At 48.3% G+C, this 20,402-nt stretch carries 14 protein-coding genes; 1 reads left to right on the top strand and 13 read right to left on the bottom strand.

Annotation, left to right across the window (positions count from 1 at the left end; all coding sequences use genetic code 11):
• The 3 genes from KBW69_RS15745 to KBW69_RS15735 form a co-directional block, all read right to left on the bottom strand.
• A complete protein-coding gene (locus KBW69_RS15745) occupies window positions 1-732 on the bottom strand; it encodes a hypothetical protein (RefSeq protein WP_257276161.1) in 732 nt (243 codons plus the stop codon).
• Entirely contained in the window at window positions 729-1,136 is a 408-nt protein-coding gene (locus tag KBW69_RS15740) for a hypothetical protein (RefSeq protein ID WP_257281466.1), read from the bottom strand. Before KBW69_RS15740 ends, KBW69_RS15745 begins: the two co-directional genes overlap by 4 nt.
• A 100-nt stretch (window positions 1,137-1,236) precedes the next feature.
• Window positions 1,237-3,030, bottom strand: a complete 1,794-nt coding sequence (locus KBW69_RS15735; RefSeq protein WP_257255109.1) for a hypothetical protein — start codon at window positions 3,028-3,030, stop codon at window positions 1,237-1,239.
• Window positions 3,031-3,400: 370 nt separating this feature from the next.
• On the opposite strand from KBW69_RS15735, the gene KBW69_RS15730 reads away from it, so the two are divergent.
• The gene (locus KBW69_RS15730) at window positions 3,401-3,628 is read left to right on the top strand and encodes a hypothetical protein (RefSeq protein ID WP_257255110.1); all 228 of its coding nucleotides are present in this window, start codon (window positions 3,401-3,403) and stop codon (window positions 3,626-3,628) included.
• A 95-nt stretch (window positions 3,629-3,723) separates the two neighbouring features.
• Here KBW69_RS15730 and KBW69_RS15725 read toward each other — a convergent pair whose 3' ends face one another.
• The 10 genes from KBW69_RS15725 to KBW69_RS15680 form a co-directional block, all read right to left on the bottom strand.
• On the bottom strand, window positions 3,724-5,433 hold the full coding sequence (locus KBW69_RS15725; protein ID WP_257281465.1) for a hypothetical protein: 1,710 nt from the start codon (window positions 5,431-5,433) through the stop codon (window positions 3,724-3,726).
• A 109-nt stretch (window positions 5,434-5,542) separates the two neighbouring features.
• Window positions 5,543-7,366: a hypothetical protein gene (locus KBW69_RS15720; protein WP_257276157.1), complete on the bottom strand. Its 1,824-nt coding sequence runs from the start codon at window positions 7,364-7,366 to the stop codon at window positions 5,543-5,545.
• Between the two features lie 133 nt (window positions 7,367-7,499).
• Window positions 7,500-9,074, bottom strand: a complete 1,575-nt coding sequence (locus KBW69_RS15715) for a hypothetical protein (RefSeq protein WP_257281464.1) — start codon at window positions 9,072-9,074, stop codon at window positions 7,500-7,502.
• A gap of 97 nt (window positions 9,075-9,171) precedes the next feature.
• The gene (locus tag KBW69_RS15710; protein ID WP_257281463.1) at window positions 9,172-11,076 is read right to left on the bottom strand and encodes a hypothetical protein; all 1,905 of its coding nucleotides are present in this window, start codon (window positions 11,074-11,076) and stop codon (window positions 9,172-9,174) included.
• Window positions 11,077-11,434: 358 nt separating this feature from the next.
• Window positions 11,435-13,471, bottom strand: coding sequence for a hypothetical protein (locus KBW69_RS15705; protein WP_257275367.1), 2,037 nt, complete (start codon window positions 13,469-13,471; stop codon window positions 11,435-11,437).
• 212 nt (window positions 13,472-13,683) lie between these two features.
• Window positions 13,684-15,234, bottom strand: coding sequence for a hypothetical protein (locus KBW69_RS15700; protein ID WP_257281462.1), 1,551 nt, complete (start codon window positions 15,232-15,234; stop codon window positions 13,684-13,686).
• A gap of 215 nt (window positions 15,235-15,449) precedes the next feature.
• On the bottom strand, window positions 15,450-15,575 hold the full coding sequence (locus KBW69_RS15695; RefSeq protein WP_257281461.1) for a hypothetical protein: 126 nt from the start codon (window positions 15,573-15,575) through the stop codon (window positions 15,450-15,452).
• A gap of 54 nt (window positions 15,576-15,629) precedes the next feature.
• A complete protein-coding gene (locus KBW69_RS15690) occupies window positions 15,630-17,759 on the bottom strand; it encodes a hypothetical protein (RefSeq protein WP_257281460.1) in 2,130 nt (709 codons plus the stop codon).
• Window positions 17,760-19,874, bottom strand: coding sequence for a hypothetical protein (locus KBW69_RS15685; RefSeq protein WP_257281459.1), 2,115 nt, complete (start codon window positions 19,872-19,874; stop codon window positions 17,760-17,762).
• A 178-nt stretch (window positions 19,875-20,052) separates the two neighbouring features.
• Window positions 20,053-20,193 carry a hypothetical protein gene (locus KBW69_RS15680; RefSeq protein ID WP_257255157.1) on the bottom strand — a complete coding sequence of 47 codons (141 nt, stop codon included), beginning with the start codon at window positions 20,191-20,193 and terminating at the stop codon, window positions 20,053-20,055.
• Between the last annotated feature and the right edge of the window lie 209 nt (window positions 20,194-20,402).

Genomic DNA, 20,402 nt, shown 5'->3' with positions numbered 1-20,402 from the left:
TCATTGGGAGAAGTGCACCTGAACGCGCTTGCGCTTTCGATGCATGCTTCTATGCTCCGTCAGGGCTTTAGCACTCTTGCAAATCGTCCCGCATCTCCGCGGTCGGCGATCCTCTTCGGCCAAGATTTCGTTACAGGTTGCCTGACCGGTGTGGTATTTGCTTTTGTGAACCGAAAGAGATCGAATATTCTTGCACGTCTTTCCGCACGGGCGCTGCTGGCAATCTTCTTCGAATACCATCTCGTCACAGGTCTGTTGTGCGGTGTGGAATCTTCTTTTGTGATCCGACAGGACTCTGGCATTCTTGCAGACTGTCTCGCAGAGTCGCGGTTGACTATCCTCCCCGAAGACGGTCACGTCACAGGTATGTTGACCATGGTGCTTTACGCTGTTGTTAGACGACAATAACATCTTAGTCTGGGTCTGGTCCAATTGGAATGATTCTGTTGTTTGCTCTGTTTCTGAGGTTCTTGGTGGGGGTGTGGACAGGGTAAACGACATTTCGAAAAGCGACGTTTCATTGGAATATATATTCTGCATAGTATCAGAATGACTTTTGTAGCTATGGCCGTGTCTATTGACCAAATCGGTGCGTGAGCTTTGTCCGGTGATAGCTTCTGTGTGGCTTGTCAAATTTTCCAGGGAATCCAGCTGCGATCGAGCGGGCTCTCTGCCATCAGATGATGATCGGAATTGGCAAACGCCGTAACAGGGGTGGATGAAACAATTCACACCCAAACATCTTCTACAGGCACCCATGAATAAGGGGTGTAAAACAGAGGAGAGTCTTTGGTGGTCAAGATCAGTTTGTAACGAACCAGCAGATGAGTAGCGCAAAGCCATTGCCATGAAATTGATTCAATAAGGGTGGTTTTTACCCCGTAACCGACAAGTTTGTGTCGTTTTTCGTCAAGCGGTAAATCTGATCTTGCATAGCCGTTTGTATCGGTAATGTCTGACGGGCTGTCCGGCCATTTATGCTGGTAATCCTTTACAGAAAAGCTCTGGTTTGTAAAAACTGCATTCTGTTCAAGCTCGACAACAAAACGTTCTGTCAACGGCTCGGCCTGACAGACGACAGACAACAGCTTTAGTAGCAACAGTAGCAACAGTAGCAACAGTAGCAACAGTAGCAACAACAGCAGTGCCGTAAAGAGAGAGTTTTTAATAAATCCATCCTTGCATTGTGTTTTACAGAGAGAAAGGATAGATCAAGAGCATATATCTATTTGTCTGTCATTTAGAAAAGAGGCCTCCATTCTGGTCCACATCAACAAACTTGCTTTTTCGATGTTTTTTTTTGTGATTCAACAGGGCTCTGGCATTGTCGCAGAGCTGACCGCATCGTTGAAGTTGGCCGTTCTCCCCGACCACGGTCATGTTGCAGGTTTGTTGTCCGGTGTGGTCTCTTTTTTTGTGATCCGTCAGGGCCGGGGCACTTTTGCAGACCAACCCGCATGGCCGCTGCTGACCATCCTCGCTGACCAGGGGCATATCACAGGTTTTTGGCCCGCTGTGTATTTTTCTCCTGTGATACGACAGGTCTCTGGCATTCTTGCAGAGCATCCCGCATGGCCGCGGCTGGCCATCCTTCCCAACGACAGTTATGCCACAGGTTTTTTGCCCAGTGTGAGCAACTCTTTTGTGACTCGCCAGATTTCTGGCATTTATGCAGAGCATCCCGCATTTGTGCAGCTGGCCATCCTCCCCGACCACCGTCATGTCACAGGTTTTTTGCCCGCTGTGGTATGAGCTTTTGTGAGCCGTAAGAGATATAGCACTTCTCAAGACTTTTCCGCATCGCTGCCGGTGGCCATCCTCACCGATCACGGTCACGATACAGGTTTGTTGCCCACTGTGGTCTCTTCTTTTATGTTCCGACAGGGCTTTAGAACCTCTGCAGATACTTCCGCATGGCCGCGGCTGGCCATCCTGACCGATCAGGGGCACGTCACAGGTTTGTTGCCCACTGTGGTCTCTTCTTTTGTGATCCGACAGGGCTCTGGAACTTTTCCAAATCCTTCCGCATGGCCGCTGCCGGCCATCCTCACCTATCACGATCTCGACACAGGTTCGTTGCCCTTTAGAGACTACCCCTGCACTCATTGAGTCTAAAGCGACCCCGCCTTGAGGGTTGCCATTATTGGCTGGGTTGTCATCAGTACCATGCGCCTGTGGCGGAAATCGTTGACCAAAATCGTATTGGCGTTTAATGGCAAGAATATCATCCCGTATTTCGAAAGGCAGGGTTTGTTGGGGGTGCGTAACCTGTAAAGGATCCAAATGCCCCACGCAACTGAAGCAGTACCCAGTGGCCAAATGGAGGCATGAGCTTCCTGCGAAATTCATCGGCCATTCAGAGGGCTCTGTGTTATCAGATGATGGTCGGAGTTGACAGGTACCATGACAGGGATGGACGAAACAATTCAAACCCAAAGTATGTGGGTGTTGTTGAGGGTCTTCGTTACCGTCCTCATAGTCAGAATGCAGGAGGCTAGCGAAATAGCCTGAAGGGTATGTACTTCTTTGCGGAGCTTGCTGACTGGATGATTTTGTTGGCTGATATGATTGTTGGTTACATCCAGAGCCAAACATGACAGTGATGGTGGCAAATAGGCGATCCTGACTCGACTCTTGTTGTTCAACTTGGTATTGAATTGGGCTAAACAGCCGTGAATAAGGGTTCCAATAGCATTTTAAAAGCCAACCGACACTGACAACCACTTCTGCGAGCATCCCTGAGTGTGGGTTAGAGCTTAAAGGGGTATCTATGGTGCTCAGGATCAGTTCGAAACCAACGAGTAGATTAGTAGCGTATAGCAACTGCCACGAAATCGACTCAATAAGGGGCATTTTTGCTCCGTAATCATACGATTTCTGTCGTTTTTCATCAGGCAGGAAATCTGTTCCTGCACAGCCCCCTGTGTCGGTAATGTGTGATGGGTTGCCAGACAATTTTCGCTGGTCACGCTTTATAGTGAAGCTCCGGTTTGAATTTTGTTGAATCTCAACAAAAATACGTTCTGTCAACGTTTCACCCTGGCAGATGACAGAAAGCGACAATAGCAGCAACATTAGTGTTGCAAAGAGTGAGTGCTCAATAATTCTATCCTTGTATTCTGGTTAACAGAAGGGAAAGATAGATCAAGAAAATGAGAATGTTTTCTGTCAAAAGCCTTTTGTCAAAAATCAGAGCTCTGAAGGGGATAATTTCGAGACAAAGCTTGATATCAAAGGGTGCATAGGTGGCCGACAGCAGGCATTCTGCAAGCCCATTACCTCAAGCAGTCACCTTTCGTGCAACACCCCCCATTCACTGGCAAAGCATCTTAAAACCTCTCTTGGCTGGCATCAATCCCGTATTGACCTTATTGCGCTGGTTATTATTGGCCTTATCCAGATGGGTTCAGTCAACCTGTCCCGTACGGCCCGAACTATGGGGCACGGTACCGGGATCGACTCCGGGCGTGAACGTCTCAAGCGCTTCTTCGCCCGGAGTGACATGGAGCTTGATGATATTGCCAGAAGTGTCGTTGACTGGATGGTACCCGAAGGAAACAGGGTTGTCTGTCCGGATCGCACCAACCGGGAGTTTGACCAGTTCAAAGGCGGCAATCATTCAGCTTGAGTTAATAAGCTTGCAGTTATACCTGCTGGCGAGCACCCACTCTCCCTTTTATATCAAGATTCTTTACAAAATTGTCCCCTGCAGAGATCGACTCGTTATTTATTTACTCTACCTTCTTTAGAGCTGGGGTCATTATTCTGGCTCACATCATCGGGATTGCGTTTTCGATGTTTTCTTTTGTGATTCGTTAGAGCTTGAGTATTCTGGCAGACCTTTCCGCATGGTCGCTGCTGACCATCCTCCCCAACGACGGTCACGTCACAGGTTTTTTCCCCGCCGTGTTGAGTTTTTTTGTGATCAGAGAGAGCCAGAGCATTCCGGCAGATCTTTCCGCAAGGCCGCTGTTGACGATCCTCCCCGACTACGGTCATGTCACAGGCTTTTTTCCCGGTGTGGTATCTTCTTTTGTGATTCGACAGGGCGTAGCCATTCTGGCAGACGGTCCCGCATGGCTGCTGCTGGCCATCCTCCCTGAACATGGTCACATCACAGATTTTTTGCCCGCTGTGGTATTTGCTTTTGTGGGATGACAGAGATTGAGCACTCTTGAAGACTATCCCGCATCGCTGCTGGCCATCCTCTCTGACAACGGTCACATCACAGGTTTTTTGTCCGGTGTGGTATTTGCTTTTGTGAGATGACAGAGATTGAGCACTCTTGAAGACCTTCCCGCATGGTTGAGGCTCGCCATCCTCAACGACTGTGGTCACGTCACAGTTTAGTTGTCCGGTGTGGTTGCTGCTTTTATGATTTGCCAGGGTTTGTGGGTAATGTGCAGTTCTTCCGCGAGGCGCTCCTCCGGGAAGAAGACAAATTGGTACATCATCATTGGCTGGCCAAGTGGTATCAGTTGCATAGACGATCCCTGCATTCACTGTGCAGTGATTGTCTGTATTGTCGCTAATGCCTCCGGCTTGTGGCTGATGCGCTTGCCGCTGAAATAGTTGGCCAGACTCGAATTCGAGTTGAGTGTCAAAGAGATCATCCAATGCTTGTGAAAGCGTAGAATCTCCAACGTTTAAAGGATTCAAATGACTTATGCAACCAAGACAGTGCCCTTGCGGAAAATGGGGGCATGAGATTTCTAAGGAATTCAGTGGCCATTCAGCGGACTCTCTGCTGTCGGATGATGCTCGGAAACTACAAACGCCATTGCAGGGAAAGACATAACAATTTAAACCCAAAGTATGTTGGTGTTGCAGAGGTTCTCCGTCTCCGCTACCGGAGCCTGAATAAAGGAAGCCAGTGAAAGAGCCAGCAGGCTGGATGGTTGCCCCCGGGGCTTGTTGGCCCGATGGTTGTGAAGCCTGGTATTGTTGTTGGCTATGCCCAGAGTCCGGAATCACAGTGATGGTGACAAATGTCTGATCCCCCTGGGTCAGCATAAACGTTGCCTTCTGCTGTTCAATCAGCTTAAACAGTGGGGAGTTGGGATGCCAATAACTTTGTAAAAGCCAACCGACAGCCACAACTACTTCTGCAAGTGCCCATGAGTAAGGAGTGGAGTACAGGGAGGCGTCCGGGGTGGACAGGATCAGTTCGTAACCCACCAGCAGGTGAGTGATGTAATGCCATTGCCAGAAGATTAACTCAACGGTCGTTTTTATCCCGTAAATGAACGAATGTTGTCGTATATTATTAGTCGGCAAAGATGATTTTGTAAAGCCGTTTATATCGGCAATGTCTGAAAAGGGACACCGGTCAGGCTTTATGGAAAAGCTCAGTTTTGGAGATGCTGTTTTCTGTTCAAGTTCGGTAACAAATCGTCCTGTAAACGGTTGTGCATGACAGACGACAAAAAACATCAGTAGCAGCAACAGCGGTGTCGTAAAGGGTGAGTGTTTAATAATTGTGTTCTTGCCTTCTGATTTACAGAGAGGAAGGATAGATCAAGAATATAATTGAGCTTTTCTGTCATTTAGAACTGAGGTCATTGTACTTGGCCGCATCAGCAAGTTTGCGTTTTCGATGTCTTTTTTTGTGATTCGACAGAGCTTGATGATTCTGGCAGACCTTCCCGCATGGCTGTGGCTGGCCATCCTCCCCGAGCATTATCTCGTCACAGGTTTTTTGCCCGCCGTGGATGTTTCTTTTGTGATCCGTCAGAGCCTTGGAACTCTTGCAAAGCTTCCCGCATGGCCGCTGCTGACCATCCTCTCCGACTACGATCATGTCACAGGTTTTTTGTCCGCTGTGCTCTTTTCTTTTGTGATCCGACAGCCTCCAGCTATTCTTGCAGACCTTTCCGCATGGTTGTTGCTGGCCATCCTTCGCGATCAACATCACACCACAGATTTGCTGGCTAGAGTGGACTCTGTTTTTGTGGTAAGTCAGTTCTATAGCATTCCTGAGAACCTCCCCGCATGGCCCTGACTGGCCATCGTTACCGACCACCAGCATGTCACAGGTTTGTTGCCCGGTATGGAGTCTGCCTTTGTGATTCCTCAGGGCTAGCGCATTCTGGCAGACCGTCCCGCATGGCTGCAGTCGGCCATCCTCCCCGATCACGCTCACGTCACAGGCTTTTAGCCCGCTGTGGACTTTACTTTTATGAGACGACAGGACCAAAGCATTCTTGTAGACTTTTCCGCATGGTCGTGGCTGGCCATCCTCTCCAACCAGAGGCACATCACAGGTTTGTTGCCCGCTGTGATCTTTTCTTATGTGAACCGACAAAGCTGTAGCACTCTTGCAAACAATCTCGCATGGTCGTCTCTGGCCATGCTCTCCAATCACAATCAACTTACAGGCCGCTTGCCCGACAGCTTCAGTTTTATAGTCTGCCCCGGCATCCATTGATTTTGAGGCGACCCCGTCTAAGGCGACCCCGTCTAAGGCGACCCCGTCTGAAAAGTTCCTGCCATAGGCAGGGTTGCTATCAATGCCTTGCGGCTGTGGATAAACCAGTCGGTCAAATACGCATTGAAGTTGATTGGCAGGGAAATCATCCAATGTTTTTAAAGGCGAGGAATCGCTGGCGTTTAGAGGATCAAAATAGCCAATGCAACGAAGACACTGCGCATTCGTCAAATGGGGGCATGAGCTTTGTCCGGAATTTAGTGACGATTCAGCAAGCCAACTACTATCGGATGATTGTCTGAGTATACAAATGCCACGACAGGGATAGACAAAACAATTTAAATCCAGAGTATGCAAGTCTTCTTGAGGGCCTCTTTTGTCGTCGCCATAGTCAGTATTCAGTGGGCTGTTGAAAGAGGCTTTAGGGTGGGTGGTTGCCCCTGATGGTCTCTGGCCGGATGGTTCTGATGGTGGTAGTGTCCGATGATGTCCAGAGCCAAACATCATAGTGATGGCCAAATCCGGTTTGCCTTCCTGCGCCTGCGTGGATGCTGTCTCTAATTGTTGAATCAGGCCAAACAGAAGTGAATCAAGGTTCAAATAGCTTTTTAAAACCCAACCGACAGCAACAATCACTTCTACAGGTAACGATGAATAAGGGCCGGGGCTTAGAGGAGAGTCTTTGCCGGTCAGGATCAGTTTGTAACCAACCCGCAGATGGGTAGTATAAAGCCATTGCCACAAAGTTGATTCAATTATGGTCGTTTTTACTCCATAGTCGCCAGGTCTGTGTGGTTTATCATCAAGGGAGAAATGTGTTCCTGCATAGCTGTTTGCTTCGGCGATGTCTGACGCGTCGTGCGTCAGTTTTTGCCAGTCACGCTCTGTATAAAAGTGCTGGTTGGTCTGTTCGAGCTCGACAATATAACGTTCTGTCAACGGTTCGCCCCGACAGATAACAAACGGCAGTAGTAGTAAAAATATCGCAAAGAGTGAGTGCTTAATAATTATATCCTTGCATCCTGGCCTACAGAGAGAAAAGATAGATCATGATAATAACCGTGTTTTTCCGTTATTTAGAACTGAGGCCATCATTCCGATCCAGATCAAGAGCCTTGCGTTTTCGATGAGTTTTTTTGTGATCGTACAGGGCTTGAGTATTACTGCAGATTTTCCCGCATGGCCGCTGCAGGCCATCCTTCCCGATGACGGTTACTTCACAGGCTTGTTTATTGCTGTGGGTGCGTCTTTTGTGACTCAACAGGTCCAGAACATTCTTCCAGGTCGTCCCGCATGGTCGTGGCTGGCCATTCTCGCCAACCACGGTCATGCTACAGGCTCGTTGACCGCTGTGAACCTTGCTCTTGTGACTAGACAGAGATAGAGCATTCTTTAGGACAATTCCGCATGGACGCGGCTGGCCATTCTCCCCGACTAATATGACATCACAGGTTTGTTGTCCGGTGTGCTCTTTTCTTTTGTGATCCGACAGTGCGCAAGCGTTCTTGCAGACCTGACCGCATGGCCGCAGCAGACCGTCTTCCCTGACCACGGATACGCCACAGGTTTTTTTCCCACTGTGGGCCATGCTTCTGTGGACGGACAGCGCTTTAGCATTTTTGCAGACCTTCCCGCATGGTCGTTGTTGGCCATTCTTTTGAATCACGGTAACGTCACAGGTCGGTTGCCCGGAAATGTTAGCTGCACAGGCAGCCTCTGCGCTCGTTATATATGCAAGGTTGCAGTGACATTCCGGGCTACTATCACAGCTGCTCGTCTGTGTCTTGGATGGTTGGTCAGAGTCGCATTGTAGCTGAGTGGCAGGGAGGCCATTCAATGCATTGAAAAGCGAGTAGTTTCTTTCGCTTGAAAGATCAAAATAGTCTATGCAACTAATGCATTGTCCTCTCGCTAAATGGCGACATGAGCTTTGTACCCAGCTCAGCGGCGATTCATCGTGCTTTCTGCTATCAGATGATGGTCGGAAACAGCAAACGCCATAACAGGGGAAGACGAAACAATTTAAATCCAAAGAATGCAGATCTTGCTGAGGACCATCGTTACCGGCGCCATAGTCAGTATTCAGTGGTCTGTTGAAAGAGCCAGCAGTATGGGTGTTGGCTTTATGGGTTTGCTGCCTGGATGATTCTGATGGCCGGTGTGATTGTTGTCCATCTCCAGAGCCAAGCATCATAGTTACGATGGCAAACGGATGATCCTGATTCGCCTCTTTTTGTTCAATTGGGTTAAACGGCGGTGAGCTGGGGTTCCAATAGTTTTTTAAAAGCCAGTACACAGCGGCAATCACTTCTATAGGTATCCATGAATAAGGGTTGAGATCGAGAAGAGCGTCTCTGTTGGTCAGGATTAGTTTGTAACCAACGAGCAGATCAGTGGCGTATGGTAAATGCCGCGAAATCGATTCAGCAGGGGGTATTTTTACCACGAAACTGCACGATCTTTGTTGTTTGTCATCAAATGGTGAAGCTGATCCTGGATAAGTGTTTGTGTCGGCAATGTCTGGAAATGTGCGCCGATCACGCTTTAAAGAAAAGCTCTGGTCTGGATAATCCGCATTTTTTTGAAGCTCAACAAAAAAACATTCTGTTAACGGTTTGGCCTGACAGGTGACAGAGAATTTCAGCAACAACACTGCCGCAAAGAGTGAGTATTGGATAATTCTAGCCCTGCGTTCTGGTTTATAGAGAGGAAGGATAGATCAATAAAATAAGTCCGTATTTCCGTCAATTACGGCTGAGGTGATTATCCTGATCTACATCAACAGGCTTCCGCTTTCGGTGTCTTCTTTTGTGTTTCGACAGAGCTGTGGCACTGTTGCATAGCTGTCTGCATGGCTGCAGTTGGCCGTCCTCCCCGACCAGAGTCGCGTTACAGGTTTGTTGCTCGCAGTGAGCGTTGCTTTTGTGCCTGGAATGCGATTTTCTTTTGTGAAGCGACAGAGCTTGAGCATTCTTGCAGACCTTCCCGCATGGCTGTTGCTGGCCATTCTCCCTGACCACTGTCAAGTCACAGGTTTGTGGCCCGCTGTGGGCTATTCTTTTGTGATGCCACAGGGCTCTATTATTCTTGCAGACCTTCCCGCATGACTGCTGCTGACCATTTTCCCCGACCAATGTCGCCTCACAGGTTGGCTGATGCTTGTTGTGGAATAGGCGTTTGTGATCAAACAGAGCTTGAGTATTCTTGCAGACCTTGCCGCATGGCTGCTGCTGGCCATCCCCGCCGACCACTGTTTCGTTACAGGCTTGTGGTCCTGTGTGGGCTCTTCTTTTGTGGTCCCACAGGGCTCTGCTGTTGTTGAAGACCTTCCCGCATGAGTGCTGTTGACCATCCTTCCCGACCACTGTTGCCTCACAGGTTGGTCGCTGCCCGCTGTGGAATTTGCGTTTGTGTTCTACCAGGGCTTGAGCGTTCTTGCAGACCATGCCGCATGGCTGCTGGCCATCCTCACTGACCACTATTCCGTCACAGGTTTGTGGCCCGGTGTGGGCTCTTTTTTTGTGTTCCCAAAGGGCTTTATAACTCTTGCAGACCTTCCCGCATAACTGTTGCTGACCATTCTTACCGATCACTGTTTTCTCACAGCTCAGTTGCCCGCTGTGGAATTTAAGCTTGTGATCCGACAGGGCTTGTTCTGTGACTGTATGGTAAAGATGAGATGAACTCTGACCCAATTGGGATGATTCTATCGTTGTTTGATGTGTTTCTGAAGTCTCAAACAGGGAGGTTAACTGGCCGAGCGTATCGCAAATTCCGACTTCTTCGGGAAGACTTTGTGGAAGGATTAGCTCATTGATGGTCGAAACACCAACGGCGTTGGAGAGAAAATTCACATTATAATTGAGTTGGTCGGCAGCATCAGTTGTATAGTCAGCGTCAGCATTCATTGGGTATGTAATGTATACAGGATCAAAATGACCCATGCATCTAAAGCAGTGTCCATTGACCAAATGGGGACATGAGCTTTTTCCGGAGTCTAACGGCCGCTCAGAGGGCTCTCTGCTATCTGATGATGGGCGGAATTGACAAACGCCACGACAGGGATGGATGAAACAATCTAAACCCAAAGTATGCAGGTGTTGTTGGGGATTCCCGTTACCGCTTCCAGAGCCAGAATACAGACGGCTAACGAAAGAGTCTGCAGGATCGGCCGCGGCTTCCGTGGCATGCTGACCTGATGATTTTGATGGTTGGTATGATTGTTGACTATGTCCTGAGCCAAGAACCATAGTGATGGTTGCAAACGGGTCATCCTGACTGGCTTCTTGTTGTTCGATCAGATCAAACGACGATGATTTTATGTTTAAGTGGCTTTTTAAAAGCCAGATGATATCGACAAGCACTTCCAATGGTAACCATGAATAAGCGGCGGCACCCGGAGGAGCGTCTTTGATAGTCAGGGTCAGCAGGCCAGTGGCGTAAACCGATTGCCAGGAAATCGCTTCAATAATGGTCGTTTCTACTCCGTGGCCCCAAGATCTGCGGGGTTTGTCATCAGGCGATGAATCTGGTCCTGCATAGTCTTTTGTGTTGGTAGTGTCTGAAGGGTTTCCAACACGCTTTACAAAAAAGCTCTGGTTTGGAAATATTCTAGTTTGTTCAAGCTCGACAATATAATGTCCTGTCAACGGTTCGGTCTGACAGGCGACAGGACATGTCAGCAAAAGCAGTGCCGCAAAGAGTGAATGTTTAATAATTATAGCCGCGCGTTCCAGTTGATAGAGACGAAGGATAGATCAAGAAAATAAGTGTGTTTCTCTGTCAAAGATTTTCTGTTAAAAACTAGCAGCCTGTCGGACTTAAGCGTCCGTAGCGAGGATTGCAAGAAATTGAGGATAAAAATTTCTGCTTCTGAGGAGAATAGCGAGCTATTTGACGAAGAAGCAGGAATTTTTAGACCAATTTATTGCAACCGCAGTAGGACAGCCTTAAGTCCGACAGGCTGCTAGAGGAATTACCAGACAAAGCCTCATGACAGGGCGGGTTTTACTTGTTCTTTTTATTCTTTAGAAATCGAAGTGCACGATTCTGGTCGACATCGTCAGGCTTGCGTTTTCGATGTGTTCTTTTGTGATTCACCAGGACTCTGAGATTCTCGCAGAACTTCCCACATGACCTCTGATGGCCATTCTCCCCGACTATGGTCACGTCACAGATTTTTGGTCCGGTGTGGATTTGTGTTTTATGAGATGACAGAGATTGAGCATTCTTGCAGACCGTCCCGCATGGTCGTTGTTGGTCATCTTCACCGACCACTGTCAGGTTGCAGGTTTTTTTCCCAGTGTGGTATCCGCCCTTGTGAGCCGACAGAAGCTGAGCATTCTTGTAAATCCTCCCGCATGGCTGCGCTATGCCATCCTCACCGACCACGATCATGTTACAGGTTCGTTGCCCTGTATGGCGTCCGCTTTTGTGAGACGACAGAGCTGAAACATTCTTACAGACCGCCCCGCATCGCTGCGGGTGACCATCCTTTCCGATCACTATCACATCACAGATTCTTGGCCCGGTGTGATCTTTTCTTTTGTGATTTGAAAGAAGTTGAGCATTCTTGAAGACCATCCCGCATGGCCGCGGCTGGCCATTCTCCCCGGGCACTTTTAAGTCACAGGTTTTTGGTGTGGTGTGGACTCTGCTTTTGTCATCCGACAGGGCTTTGGCACTCTTGCAGACCTTTTCGCAAAGTTGTGGCTGGCCATGCTCTCCGACCACTGTATAGTCACAGGTTAGTTGCCCACTGTTGTTTGAGACCTGCATTGCGGCTGTCAGGGAAAGCGATGGTTGGCTCTGACTCGATAGAGATGATTGAGTGGTTGTGTGTTGTGTTTCTGAATGGTTAAGTGAGAGGATAAAAGCGGCTTTTTCGAGAAGACAGCGCGAATCGAGTGACCCACTAATATCCGCAAAATCATTAGCGATGGAAGACCAATTCCCAGACATTGGCTCATCCTCATTAAGTGGCCAGACAGTGTCAGTTATGTTGGCGGCCTCTGTACTTAATGGGTTTGAGCCGACCCCGTCTAAGGCGACCCCGTCTAAGGCGACCCCGTCTCTATATATGCCGCCCTTGCCTGGGTCGTCATTAATGGTGCACGACTTTGGTTCAAATAGCGGGTCTGACCTGAATGAGAATTGCAGTTCATTCGATGGTTCGAAAAGTGAAATGTCTGGGGAATGTGTAGCTTTGTCAGGCTCAAAATGGCTTATGCAGCTTAGGCAGTTTTCATTCTTTAAATCGGTGCATGAGCTTTGTATGGGTATTGCTCCCGGTTGGGTGGTTTCTATTTCTGTCTTTGTTCCTGAAGTCGCTATCAGTGTATCGGACTGCTCGAAGAGAGACACAGTGTCTCTTTTTCTATTAGACGATTGTCGTAAATTGCAAACACCATTACAGGGGTGGACGAAACAATTTAAACCCAAAGTATGTTTGTGTTGTTGAGAGCCTCTGTCACCATCGCCAGCGTCAGAATCCAGGAGACTAATGAAAGAGCCTGTGAGGTGGGAAGGGGCTTGTTGGGCTTGCTGCTCCGAAGATTTTGATGACTGGTATGGTGTTTGGTTATGCCCAGAGCCCAACACCATAGTGATCGCCGCAAACAGTTGCTTCCCTTGTGTCGTTATAGATGCCTCTTGTTGTTCGATCGGGTTTAAAAGCGGAAAATAGAAGCTCCAATAGCTTTTTAGAAGCCAGCCGACAGCGACCACAACTTCTGCAGGTATCCATGAATAAGGGCCGGAATTCAGGTGGCTGTCTCTGATGGTCAGGGTCAGTTCGAAACCAACCAATAGTTGAGTGGCGTAAAGCCATTGCCACGAAATTGATTTAATAATAGTCGTTTTTAATGTGTAACCGTAAGGTTTCTGTCGTTTGGTATCAGAAACCGAAACGGATCCTGTATAGCCGTTTGTGTCGATAATGTCTGACGGGTTGTCCGACAGTATATGTCGTTCACGCTTTCTAAAAAATCTCTGGTTTGGAGAAACACCATTCTTTTCAAACTCGACAACATAACGTTCAGTCAACGTTTGAGCCCGACAAGCGACAGACAGCGAAGATAGCAGCAACATTATCAGTATCGCAAAGAGTGAGTGTTTAATAATTCTTTCCTTGTTTTATGGTTGACAGAAAGGAAGGATAGACCAAGAAAATAAGTATGTTTTTCTGTCAAAACACAAATAGGGGCATCCGGGCAAAGTCCCTTCAAAAGGTTGCATCTATATCTATTCACTTTACGTTAAGGATTCGGGTTATCCTTTCGCCTCTCATCCAAAAGCTTGCGTTTTCGATGTCTTCTTTTGTGATCCGACAGGGCTCGAATATTCTTGCAGATCATCCCGCATGGCCGCCGCTGGTGATCCTCCCCGACCACAATCATGTCACAGGCTTGTGGCCCGGTGTGGCTTCTTCTTTTGTGATCCGATATGGCCTGTGAGCCCTTAAAGACCTTACCGCATGGCCGCGGCTTGCCATCATCCCCGACCACTGTTACATCACAGACTTTTTGCCCTGAGTGAATGTTTCTTTTGTGAACCGACAGGGTTCTGGTACTTATGAAGACTGCTCCGCATGGCCGAGGTTGACCATCCTTTCCGATCACTATCATGTCACAGGTTTTTTGCCCGCCGTGGGCAGGCATTTTGTGAAACGCCAGGACTGTGGCATTCTCGCAGACGGTTCCGGATCGTTGCGGCTGGCCATTCTTGCCGATCACTGTTGTGTCGCAGATTAGTTGCCCGGTAGGTGCAGTTGAACAGGTTGTCTCTGTACTCATTGAGTCTGAGGCAACCCCGTCTGAGGCGACCCCGTCTGAGGCGACCCCGTCTGAGGCCGTTCCGCATACAGCGTTGCGGCGATTGGCCGGGTTGTCATCAATGCCATGCGACTGTGACTCAAATAATTCGCCAAAAGCAGACTGGCGTTCCATACCAAAGAGATAATCCAACATATCGAAAGGCATTTGTTGAGAATCTTCAGTGTCTGAAGGGTCGAAATTAGCAATGCAACGAAGACATTGTCCATACGCGAGATGGGGGCATGAGCTTTCTAAGGAATTCAGTGACCATTCAGCGAGCTCTATGCTGTCGGGTGACGGTCTGAAACTACAAACCCCGTTGCATGGAAAGACGAAACAATTTAAACCCAAAGTATGTGACTGTTGTTGAGGGCCTTCGTTACCGTCGCCAGAGTCAGAATACAGTTGGCCAGTGAAAGAGCTTATAAGGGAGGGGGTTGTCTTTGGGGCCTGAAGCCCCGATGATTCTGATGGCTGTTGCGACTGTTGGTTAGCTGCAGAGTTTAACATGATGGTGATGGCCGCATGATCCCACTTTGTCAGAATAGGTGTTGTCACTTGTTCTTCAATCAGATTAAAGAGCGGTGAATCCGGGGGCCAATAGTTTTTTAAGAGCCAGCCGACTATGACAACCATTTCTACAAGTAGCCACGAATAGGAGGAGGGGCATAGAGGGGTATCTTTGGCAGTCAAGATTAGTTTGTGACCCACCAGCAGGTGGGTGGCGAAAAGCAACTGCCATGAAATCGATACGATAATGGTTGTTTTTACCCCGTAACTGTAAAGTTTATGTCGCTTATTTTCAGGCAGCGAGGCTGATTTTGAATAGCCGTCTGTGTCGACAACATCTGGCGGGTTACAGGGCAATTTATGTTGGTCAGGCTTTATAGAAAAGCTCTGGTTTGGAGAACCTGTTTTCTGGTCAAGCTCGACAACAAATCGGCTTGTTAATGGGTGAGCCTGGCAGACGAAGTAACACGTTAGTAGCAGCAATATCAGCAGTGCTATAAAGAGAGAGTGTTTAATCGTTCTATACTTGCGTTCATGTTTACAGAGAGGAAGGATAGATTAAGAAAATAAGAGTGTTTTTCTTTTAAAAACTTCTTTTAAAAACCGATGGTTGCACGCTGGGCAGCGTCCATGAAAAGGCTGGAACGCAAACTATTGACTTTACCCTATTGAGGACTAAAGCCATCATCCTCTTGGGGTCAGTCAACCTGTCCCGTATTGCCCGAACTATGGGGCGCGGTACCGAGATCGACTCCGGGCGTAAACGTCTCAAGCGCTTCTTCTCCCGCAGTGGCATGGAGCTTGATGATATGGCGAGTACTCACTCTTCCTTTTATATCAAGATTCGTTACGAAATTGTCCCTCTACAGAGGCCATCATCACTGGTTCACATAGGCATACTTGCGCTTTCTATGTCTTCTTTTGTGGTTTTCCAAAGCTTGATCATTCTTGTAAACCTTCTCGCATGGCGGCGGCTGGCTATCCCCCCCGACTACTTCCAGTGCGCAAGTTGGTTGCTTGGTGTGGCTTTTTCTTTTGTGATTCGACAGGGCAACGGCAGTCTTACAGACCGTCCCGCATGGTCGCGGCTGGCCATCCACCCCGACCACTGTTACATCGCAGGTTTGTTGCCCTGAGTGGTCTCTTCTTTTGTGATCCGACAGGGCTTGGGCATTCTTGCAGATCTTCCTGCATGCTCGCAGTTGGCCATCTTCCGAGACTACTGGTAAGTTACAGGTCTTTTGCCCGGTGTGGTATTTGCTTTTGTGAGACGATAGAGATAAATCATTCTTACAGACTCTTCCGCATGGAAGTGGTTTGCCATCCTCCCCGATCACTGTCAAGCCACAGGTTTTTTGCGTGCTGTGGTCTCTTCTTTTGTGATCTGACAGGGCTTGATTATTCTTGCAGATCTTCCCGCATGCTCGCAGCTGGCCATCCTCTGAGACCACCGTTACGTCACAGATTTTTTGCCCGGTGTGGTATCTGCTTCTATGAGTCGACAGGGATAAAGCATTCTTGCAGACTGTTTCGCATGGACGTGGTTTGCCATCTTCCCCGATCACTATCAAGTCACAGGCTTTTTGCGCGCTGTGGTCTTTTCTTTTGTGATCTGACAGGCTTTCGGCACTCTTGCAGACCATTCTGCAAGGTATCTGCTGGCCATCCTCCCCAATCACAGTCTCGTCACAGATCCGTTGTACGGCGTGGCTTCTTCTTCTGTGATCCGACAGGACTTTAGCATTTTTACAAAGCGTCCCGCAGTAATGCGGTTGGCTATCTTCTCTGGTTACTATCTCGTTACAGATTTTTTGCCCGGTATGATATCTGCTTCTGTGAGCCGAGAGGGCTTTGGTACTCTTGCACATTTTTCCGCATCGACGCGTCCGGTTATCCTCTCCGACAATGATCACGTCACAGCTTAGTTGCCCGGTAGTGCCGGTTTTACAGGTTGCCCCTGTACTCACTGAATCTGAGGAAGTCTTGTCTGAGAAGATCCCGTCTATAGAGTTGCTGTTAGTGACTGTGTTGCCAACAATGCCATGCGACTGTCGTTGTAATGGTTGGTCAGAAACGCATTGAATTTCAATGTCAAAGAGATAATCCAACATATCGAAAGGTGGACTTTGTTGAGGGCCTTCAGTGTCTGAAGGATTCAAATTAGCAGTGCAACCAAGGCAGAGTCCATGCGCCGAATGGTGGCATGAGCTTTCTGAGGAATTCAGTGACCATTCAGTGGGTTCTCTGCTGTCGGTTGATGATCTGAAACTACAAACGCCATTACAGGGAAAAACGAAACAATTTAAACCTAAATTATGTGTGTGTGTTTGGGGGCCTCCGTTACCGCCGGCAGAGCCAGAACGCAGGAGGCTAGTGAAAGAACTTGCAGGGTGAGTTGTTGCACGTGGGGTATTTTGCCCCGATGATTCTGATGACGAGTTTGGTTGTTGGTTATGTCCGGAGTCCAACATCATTGTGAAGGTAACAAATGGATAATCCCACTGTGTCAGCATAGATGTAGTCTTTTGTTCTTCAATCGGTTTAAACAGGGGGGGATTGTGGTTCCAATAGCTTTTTAAAAGCCAGGCGACAGCAACAACTGCAACTACTTCCCTGGGTAGCCATGAATAAGGGGCGGGGCTCAAAGAGCCGTCTTGGGGGATCAGGATCCGTTCGTAACCCACGAGCAGGCGAGAGGCGAAGAGCCATTGCCACGAAATCCACTCAATAAGGGTCGTTCTTTCTCGATAACTATCCGGGTTGTGTTGTTTGTCATCAGGCGGTGAATATGATCCTGCATGGTCGTATGTGTCGGCAACGTCTGACGGGTTATACGGCAAGGTATGCAGGCCAAGCTTCTTAAAAAAGCTCTGGTTTGGAAAAACTGCTCTCTTTTCAGGCTCGACAATAAATCGTCCTGTCAACGGTTTGGCCTGGCAGATGACAGGCAGCGACATTAGCAACAACAGCAGTGCTACAAAGAGTGAGTGTTTAAAAATTCTATCCATCTAAGGCTTACGTTTGCGATGTAATCTTTTGTGATCTGACAGGACTCTGGAATTCTTGAAGACCGTCCCGCATGGCTGCAGCTGACCATCCTCTCCGACCACGGTCATGTTACAGGTTTGTTGCCGGGTATGTTTTCTTCTTTTGTGAGCCGACAGGGCTCTGGCATTTTTACAGACCGTCTCGCATGGCCGCGAATTGCCATCCTCACCGACCAAAGTCACGTCACAGGTTTTTTGCCCGGTGTGGCCTTTACTTTTGTGATCCGATAGGGCTTTAGCATTCTTATAGACCATCCCGCATGGTCGCTTCTGGCCATCTCCTCCGACTAGTGTTACATCGCAGGTTTTTTGCCCCGTGTGGTCTATCCTTTTGTGATCTGTCAGGACTTTGGCATTCTTGCACACCATCCCGCAGGGTCGCTGCTGGCCATCCTCTCCGACCACTGTGACAGCACAGGTTTTTTGTCCTGAGTGGCTTCCTCTTTTGTGATCCGACAGAGCTTGAGCATTCTTGCAGATCTTCCCGCAAACTCGCAGCCGGCCATCCTCTGAGACCACTGTTTCGACGCAGGCTCTCTGTCCGCTGTGATATCTGGCTCTGTGAGCTGATAGAGATAAAGCATTCTTGCAAACTGTCGTGCATGGACGTGATTGGCCGTCGTCCCCGATTACTGTCAAGTGACAGGCTTGTTGCATGCTGTGGTCTTTTCTTTTGTGATTTGAAAGGCTTCTGGCATTTTTAAAGACTTTTTCGCATGGACGTGATTGGCCGTCTTCCCCGATCACTGTCAAGTCACAGGTTTTTTGACCGGTGTGATATTTGCTTCTGTGATCTGAAAGACTTTTAGCATTTTTGCAGACCTCCCCGCATGGTCGCTGCTGGCCATCTCCCCCGATTACTGTCTCGTCACAGATTCTTTGCCCGGTGTGATATCTGCTTTTGTGAACCGACAGGGCTTTGGCACTCTTGGAGATAATCCCGCATAGACGTGGCTGACCATCCCTACCGATCACTGTAAAGTCACAGGTTAGTCGCTGCTCGTTAAGATAAGTTTTGAAGGTGGCCACTGCATTCATTGAGCCATGGGATTCCTCATCTGAAGAGTCATTGTCTGTAGAGTCTTCGTCTGAGGAGTCTTCGTCTGTGGAGTCTTCGTCTGTGGAGTCTTCGTCTGTGGAGTCTTCGTCTGTGGAGTCTTCGTCTGTGGAGTCTTCGTCTGGAGAGATCCTGTATGAGGCGACCCGGTTTATAAAGTTGCTGCTAATGAATCTGCTGCCAACAATGTCATGTGGCTGTTGCAGATATGGTACGCCGCACACACAGCGGAGTTCAATGTCAGAGAGATCATCCAATTTTTCGAAAGATGGGCTTTGTAGGGAATTCAGCGGTGGTTCAACGGACTCTACGCTATCGGATGATGGTCGGAATTGACAAACGCCATGACAGGGATGGGCGAAACAATTAAAACCCAAAGTATGTGAGTGTTGTTGAGAGCCTCCGTTACTGCCGCCAGAGCCAGAATAAAGGTGGATAGAGAGAGAACTTGCAGACTGGGTGGTAGCCCCTGTTGCACGCTGCCTCGATGATTTTGGTGACTGGTATGGTGTTTGGTTATCTCCAGAGCCCAACACCATAGTAATGATGGAATAGGGGTGATTTTGACTCGTCTCTTGTTGTTGAATCGGCTTAAACAAGGGTGAATCGGGGTTCCAATAGCTTTTCAAAAGTAAACCAACAGCGACAACCACTTCTATGGATAGCCATGGATAAGAGGTGGAGCTTAGGGGGGGATCGTTGGTTGTCAGGATTGGTTTTAAATCAACCATCAGGTTAGTGGAATAAAGCAACTTCCATGAAATCAATTCAATAATGGTTGTTTTTAACTCGTAAATATGAGGTCTTTGTTGTTTTTTTTCAGGCGAAGGATTCGATCCTGCATAGCCGTTTTTGTTAGTAATACCTGACGGATTTCCAGGCGATGTATGGCGGTCAGTCCTTATAGAAAAACTCTGGTTTGGAAAAACTGTTTTCTGTTCAAGCTCTAAAACAAGTCGTCTTGTCAGCGGTTCACCCTGACAGACGAGAGACAACGTCAGTAACGGCAACTGCAACATCAACATCAGTCCCGCAAAGAGTGAGTGCTTAATGATTCTATCCTTGCGTTCTGGTTTACAGAGAAGAAGGATAGTTTAAAAAAATAAGCGTGCTTTTCTTTCCGAGAACTTCTGTTAAAAAATCTCCTTTAAACCCCAAAGGCTGCAACAGGCATAACTTTATGAAAAGGGTGCCAGATCAAGGGTTGTGGTTATCATCCTGGTCCACATCAACCGGCTTGCGTTTTCTATGTCTTCTTTTGTGCTCCCAGTGGGCTTTAGCATTCTTACAGACCTTCCCGCACTGCTGCAGCTGCACACCCTCCCCGATTATTGTCATATCAAAGGTTCTTGGCCCGGTGTGGTATCTGCTTTTGCGAACTGACAGGGTTCTGGCATTCTTGAAGACCTTCCCGCATGGCTGATACTTGCCATCTTCAATGCCTAATGTCTCGACACAGGTTTGTTGTCCGTTGTGCTCTCTTCTCTTGTGATTTGACAGTTTTTTTTGGCATCGGGCTGCCTCTCCGTAAGGAAGACAATCCGAAG

The organism is Endozoicomonas sp. ISHI1 (assembly GCF_024606225.1).
Lineage (GTDB): Bacteria > Pseudomonadota > Gammaproteobacteria > Pseudomonadales > Endozoicomonadaceae > Endozoicomonas_A.
This window is presented reverse-complemented; position numbering and strand designations above follow the sequence as displayed.

Bases quoted from the DNA above. Each gene is read 5' to 3' on its own strand.
- KBW69_RS15730 (WP_257255110.1), top strand. From the start codon at position 3,401: ATGGGTTCAGTCAACCTGTCCCGTACGGCCCGAACTATGGGGCACGGT.
- KBW69_RS15690 (WP_257281460.1), bottom strand. From the start codon at position 17,759: ATGGATAGAATTTTTAAACACTCACTCTTTGTAGCACTGCTGTTGTTG.
- KBW69_RS15725 (WP_257281465.1), bottom strand. From the start codon at position 5,433: ATGTTTTTTGTCGTCTGTCATGCACAACCGTTTACAGGACGATTTGTT.
- KBW69_RS15680 (WP_257255157.1), bottom strand. From the start codon at position 20,193: ATGACAATAATCGGGGAGGGTGTGCAGCTGCAGCAGTGCGGGAAGGTC.
- KBW69_RS15685 (WP_257281459.1), bottom strand. From the start codon at position 19,874: ATGTTGCAGTTGCCGTTACTGACGTTGTCTCTCGTCTGTCAGGGTGAA.